This is a genomic window from Moorena sp. SIO3B2, assembly GCF_010692525.1.
In the GTDB taxonomy this organism is placed as follows: domain Bacteria; phylum Cyanobacteriota; class Cyanobacteriia; order Cyanobacteriales; family Coleofasciculaceae; genus Moorena; species Moorena producens.
The window spans coordinates 1-5,552 of record NZ_JAAHHE010000383.1; the positions used below are offsets into that span (position 1 = coordinate 1).

The 5,552-nt window shown below is 47.0% G+C and carries 4 protein-coding genes and 1 pseudogene; 1 reads left to right on the forward strand and 4 read right to left on the reverse strand.

Annotation, left to right across the window (positions count from 1 at the left end):
• Positions 1–181: pseudogene (locus F6K38_RS34200) on the reverse strand (hypothetical protein); the annotation flags it as partial.
• A gap of 341 nt (positions 182–522) precedes the next feature.
• Here F6K38_RS34200 and F6K38_RS34205 point away from each other — a divergent pair.
• Positions 523–4,239, forward strand: coding sequence for a DUF7379 domain-containing protein (locus F6K38_RS34205; RefSeq protein ID WP_287359538.1), 3,717 nt, complete (start codon positions 523–525; stop codon positions 4,237–4,239).
• 418 nt (positions 4,240–4,657) lie between these two features.
• Here the strand turns inward: F6K38_RS34205 and F6K38_RS44530 are convergent, their stop codons facing one another.
• From F6K38_RS44530 to F6K38_RS34215, 3 genes are read right to left on the reverse strand one after another with little or no spacing between them, the layout of a single operon-like run.
• Positions 4,658–4,867: a hypothetical protein gene (locus F6K38_RS44530; RefSeq protein ID WP_071986956.1), complete on the reverse strand. Its 210-nt coding sequence runs from the start codon at positions 4,865–4,867 to the stop codon at positions 4,658–4,660.
• The gene (locus F6K38_RS34210) at positions 4,828–4,956 is read right to left on the reverse strand and encodes a hypothetical protein (RefSeq protein ID WP_287359540.1); all 129 of its coding nucleotides are present in this window, start codon (positions 4,954–4,956) and stop codon (positions 4,828–4,830) included. Before F6K38_RS34210 ends, F6K38_RS44530 begins: the two co-directional genes overlap by 40 nt.
• Before the next feature lie 6 nt (positions 4,957–4,962).
• A complete protein-coding gene (locus tag F6K38_RS34215) occupies positions 4,963–5,451 on the reverse strand; it encodes a Uma2 family endonuclease (protein ID WP_044495090.1) in 489 nt (162 codons plus the stop codon).
• Positions 5,452–5,552 lie beyond the last annotated feature (101 nt).

Genomic DNA, 5,552 nt, shown 5'->3' on the forward strand with positions numbered 1-5,552 from the left:
TACATAGATCCCCCCTAACCGGGAGCATGTCACTTATGCAGAACATTTGTACGCTTATCTGGGTAATAGGTAATGGGTAATAGGTAATGGGTAATAGGTAATGGGTAATAGGTAATGGGTAATAGGTAATGGGTAATAGGTCATCAGGGGAGCATGTCACAAATGCCGAATATTTGTACATTATCTATAGCCCCCTCATGGGTTTAAGCTTGCTCTAATGGTACATAGTACTTTTGTTCTGCAACTTTGACCTGCTCCCCCCCTAACCCCCCTTAACTAAGGAGGAAATTAGATAAAAAAGTGCTGCTGATGAAGGATAGAATTAGATAAAAAAGTGCTACTGATGAAGGAGGAAATTAGAGCAAAAAGTGCTACTGATGAAGGAGGAAATTAGAGCAAAAAGTCCCCCTTATTAAGCACGGAATTAGATGAAAAAGTCCCCCTTATTAAGGGGGATTTAGGGGGATCTCAATCAGGAATTAACAAAACTGGAACTCCTTCAATAAGTATTAAGAGAATGCCATGACCTACAATATATATGCGCTGCTGGTAGCTATTGATGAATATCCCAGTCCTGTTCCTTCTTTGAATGGCTGTGTTAATGACATCCTAGGAATACAGGAATATTTGCAAGGGCGGGTCGCTGTAGATGGAGATAAACTTCACATCCGCACACTCTTGAATCGAGATGCTACCCGTCAGGCAGTTGTTGATGGTTTTCGGCAGCATTTGTGTCAAGCTAGCGCTGAAGATGTTGCTTTCTTTTACTATGCGGGACATGGTTCTCAAGAGCAAGCTCCACAAGAGTTTTGGGCAATAGAGCCGGAACGATTGGATGAAACATTAGTCTGTTATGACAGTCGCACTGAGGGAGGTTGGGACTTGGCGGATAAGGAGTTAGCCAAGCTAATTTCTGAGGTAGACGAGAAAAACCCCCACACTGTTATTATTTTAGACTGCTGTCACTCTGGTGCTGGCACCCGTGGCGGACTAGAAGCAGAAACAGCAGTTCGTAAAACTTCCACCGACAAACGCCAGCGACCCTTGGAGAGTTTTATTTTCTCCTTGAGTGAAACTGACAAATTATCAGCTGCCCTCAGCCCAGAAAAAAATCCTAGTGCTTGGAGTTTCCCCACAGGAAAACATATCGTCCTAGCCGCTTGTCGAGATAGTGAGACGGCGAAAGAATTCAACAGCAATGGCCAACCAAGAGGTGCGTTTTCTTACTTTTTGCTGGATACCTTGAAGAAAGCCAATGGTAGCCTGACTTATCGGGATTTATTCAAGCGTGTCAATGCCCTAGTCCGCAGTAAGATCACCGCCCAATCTCCCCAAATCGAAGCTACGGAGTTGAGTGATTTAGACCAACCTTTTCTGGGCGGTGCGATCGCTAACCGTACACCCTACTTTACTGTCTTCTATGACAAAAACCACGACTGGGTGATTGATGGTGGTGCGGTTCACGGCATTTCTCAACCTGTTGGGAATGACACCACAATACTGGCATTATTTCCCTTTGACACCCCTACAGAGCAACTACGTGAACTCTCAACGGCAGTAGGTGAGGCAAAAATTGTGGAAGTAATGCCGCAGCTGAGTAAAGTTCAAATTAGTGGTATTGGGGATTTAAATCCCGAAATGACCTGGAAAGCAGTCATTACCAGTTTGCCCCTGCCACCGAAAGGGGTTTTATTGTCAGGAGAACCAGCTGGTGTAGAATTAGCCCGTACCACCCTGCTCAACACTGGTCACAATCAGCCCTCCCTGTATGTTCGGGAAGTGGCAACCCCTGAAGCTGCAGAGTTGAAATTACTGGCTCGTGACGGTAACTATTTAATTACACGACCAGCGGATGACCGTCCTCTAGTGGCTGCCATTTCCGGTTACACCGATGCCACTGCCTTGCAGGCGATTAAGCGATTAGAACATATCACCCGTTGGCTGAATATCACTGAACTGGCCAGCCCAGCTACCAGCCGCATTCGCCCCGATGCCGTGCAAATGCTGATTTACCAGCAGGATGGGCAACCTTTGCTAGATCCTCAAATTCGCCTGGAATATCAACAGGAAAATGGCAGGTGGCGATCGCCCAGATTCAAAATTAAGCTCAAAAACACCAGTAATGAGCCGCTTTATTGCGCCCTGCTCGATTTAACCGACCGTTACGCCGTCTCAGCTGAGTTGTTAGATGGGGGCGGAATTTGGCTGGAACCAAGGGGGCAAGAGGGAGATGAAGCCTGGGTTAATCGCGGCAATCCAATTTATCCTGAAGTCCCCAAACAACTATGGCAAAAAGCGGGGATTACGGAAGTTAAAGATATTCTCAAACTGATTATCTGTTCGACCGAATTTGATGCCACTTTGCTCCAACAACCAGAACTTGACCTACCACCACGTCTTTTGCCTACACCCCGTTGCGGTAATGGTACCCTGAACCGCCTAATGCAAAGGATTCCAGCTCGTGACCTCCGCAGCAGACCAGAAGAAGACGAAATCTATGATGACTGGTTAACTAGCCAAATTAGCATTACTACCGTGCGTCCTCTACACAGTACTCCTATTCCCACAGGGGACGAGTCTGTCTTTCTGGGAGTAGGTTCCACCCTATACGCCCATTCCGAATTTAGAGCAAAGGCACGTCTAACTACTGTCACCCAATCAACCAGGGATTTAGGTAATCATATGTTACCACCGATACTGCGGGAGGACGATCCGGGCATTGAGTCCTTTGAGTTTACTAGCAGTCGGGGAACGGATCCTGGTTTAAGCGCGCTGGAATTAACTGAGGTAGAAAATCCGTCAGCGGTTACAGCCAAAAATCCCCTGAAAGTTATTGTTGATCGACCCCTTGCTTCTGATGAACAACTGTTACCCATTAGCTACGATGGGGAGTTTTTCTTGCCTTTGGGACGGGCTCGGTCTACCCCGGAGGGCAAAACGGAGATTTTACTGGAACGGTTAACAGAACCAATTAGTGAAGGTAGCCGCAGCTTGGGGGGTTCGATCCGAATTTTCTTCCAAAAAGTAGTGTCTCAAAAACTGGGGCTAGAGTTTAATTACCCAATCTTGGCAGCAGCGGATGTCACTGCGTCTGGAGTGGTCAACTATACAAGAGATGTTGAACAAGTCAAGTCGCGGGTTGCCCAAGCTCAACGCATAGTCCTTTACATACACGGTATTATTGGTGATACCGAGAGCTTGCTGCCCAGCCTTCGCTCCGCCCAGGTTGAGGTAGATGGAACACAAAAACCCCTGGCCGAATTGTATGACCTGGTACTCAGCTATGATTATGAGAATATAAATACCTCAATTGTAGAGAATGCTAAATTGCTGAAGCAGAGACTACAAGCTGTAGGGTTAGGGGAGAACCACGGTAAAATTTTTCACATTGTCGCCTACTCCATGGGAGGGTTGGTTTCTCGTTGGTTTATTGAACGAGAAGGAGGTAATCAGGTGGTTGGGCATTTAATTATACTAGGTACACCCAATGCTGGTTCCCCTTGGTCTACGGTTGAAGATTGGGCATTAGCTACCTTAAGTATCGGTTTAAATGGGCTGTCAGAATTTACTTGGCCAGTACCAGTGATGGGGATTTTGCTTAAGGCTATTAACCGGTTTGTTGATGAGATTGAAACTATTGATATTTCCCTAGACCAGATGCATCCCGGTTCTGAGTTCTTGGAACAATTAGCAGCAAGTCCCGACCCCAAAGTACCTTACTCAATTATTGCTGGTAATACATCTATTATTCCTGCCGCCCTGAAAGCAGAAGCCAATCAAACTTCTAGTCCCTTGCAACGACTAATGCAGAAGTTATTTGATAAAGCTGTAGCTATGGCTTTCTTTGAGCAACCCAATGATATCGCTGTTACAGTACAAAGTATAAAAAGCGTAGGTTCAGACCGGACTCCACAACCGCAAATCCAGGAAATCGGCTGCGATCACATGGTTTACTTTACTGAACCGGTGGGGTTAACTGCCCTCTCCCAGGCAGTGATTCAAGCCCTAGAAAATAACTCTGATTTAGGAGCTACAACTACTACAAAAACTACTACAGTGGCAAATCCTGTGGTTAATGATATTACTAATAATTCTTCAGGGAACAAAGCACTGAAATGGTGGATTATTGGGGTAGTTGGGGTATTAGTCGCGGCTATTCTGGGTTGGCTGGTATTAAAGCCATCCAATAATACCGAACCTAGTAATCAATCTCAACTAAGCGATAATTTAGGTCAATGATGGGTCAGCGGTCAGCGGTCAGCGGTCAGCGGTCAGCATTCAGCCGTCAGCGGTCAGCGGTCAGCGGTCAGCCGTCAGCTTAAAATAAACCTCATTTGGGAGAATTTAATAGGTAAGCATTCAGCGGTCAGCGGTCAGCGGTCAGCCGTCAGCCGTCAGCCGTCAGTGGTCAGCGGTCAGCGGTCAGCCAAAGGCTCACGCTGCTTGAGGTGCTTTCCATAACTCAGATTAAACTAATGCTTACCTGTTGTCTTGATGCAAAGCGCGAGTGGGGGAAACCACGCCAGTTGCTCATGGGGGGAACCCCCAAGACCGCACTGGCTCCCCAAGACCGTAATGGTGCCCTTGACCCGTAATTAAATTCGCCACGGGTCGCACCTCTGCATCGCTTATTCAAAAGCTCTTCCCTTTGCTTACCCTATGCCCATAAGCACCTCAAGTAGCCTGTCCATAGCCCATAAGCTGATAGCTGATAGCTGATAGCTGATAACTGATAGCTAATGGCTGATAGCTGATAGCTAATGGCTGATAGCTGATAGCTGATAGCTGATGGCTGATAACTGATAGCTGATAGCTGATAGCTGATAGCTAATGGCTGATAGCTAATGGCTGATAGCTGATAACTGATAGCTGATGGCTGATAGCTAATGGCTGATAGCTGATAGCTGTTCGCGTAGCGTGCGCGTAGCGCTTAAGCTGATAGCTGATAGCTGACAATTGCTTTCACCAAATCTTGCTCATTTTTAGCACAAACCCCGCCAGTTCCGGAGCACCGCTAACGGTTTCAGGATTGTCCAAAATCTCTGGTTTGTGATCACGACGATAAATGTAAATTTTCCGGTTTTGGCGGTCGATTAACCAACCAAGTGATGTGCCATTGTCAAGGTATTCTTGCATGTTGTCTTGCAAGCCACTGAGTGTATCGCTGGCGGAACGTAACTCGATCACAAAGTCGGGGCAAATGGGGGCAAAGGAAGCTTTCTGTTCCTCGGTTAAGGCATTCCAGCTCTCCAGTTTAATCCAACAGGCATCTGGAGAGCGGATCGCTCCATTGGGCAAGGTAAAGCCGGTGCTGGAGTCAAAGGTTTCACCCGTACCGTCGAGATCAGCCCAGTTAGCCAATTGTTGAGCAATTTTCAGATTCCGATTGCCTGTATCGGAAAAGACTGGGGACATAATCACAACTTCTGGGCGACCGAAGAAGGCGCTCAAAGGAGTGAAGGTTCCGTAACCTTCCGATCAGCTAGGGTTCAAGCGAAGTTCCCACCCAAAGGGGCATAACGAGATGGATATCAACGGCTCACAAGCTGAGG

Bases quoted from the DNA above. Each gene is read 5' to 3' on its own strand.
- F6K38_RS34205 (WP_287359538.1), top strand. From the start codon at position 523: ATGACCTACAATATATATGCGCTGCTGGTAGCTATTGATGAATATCCC.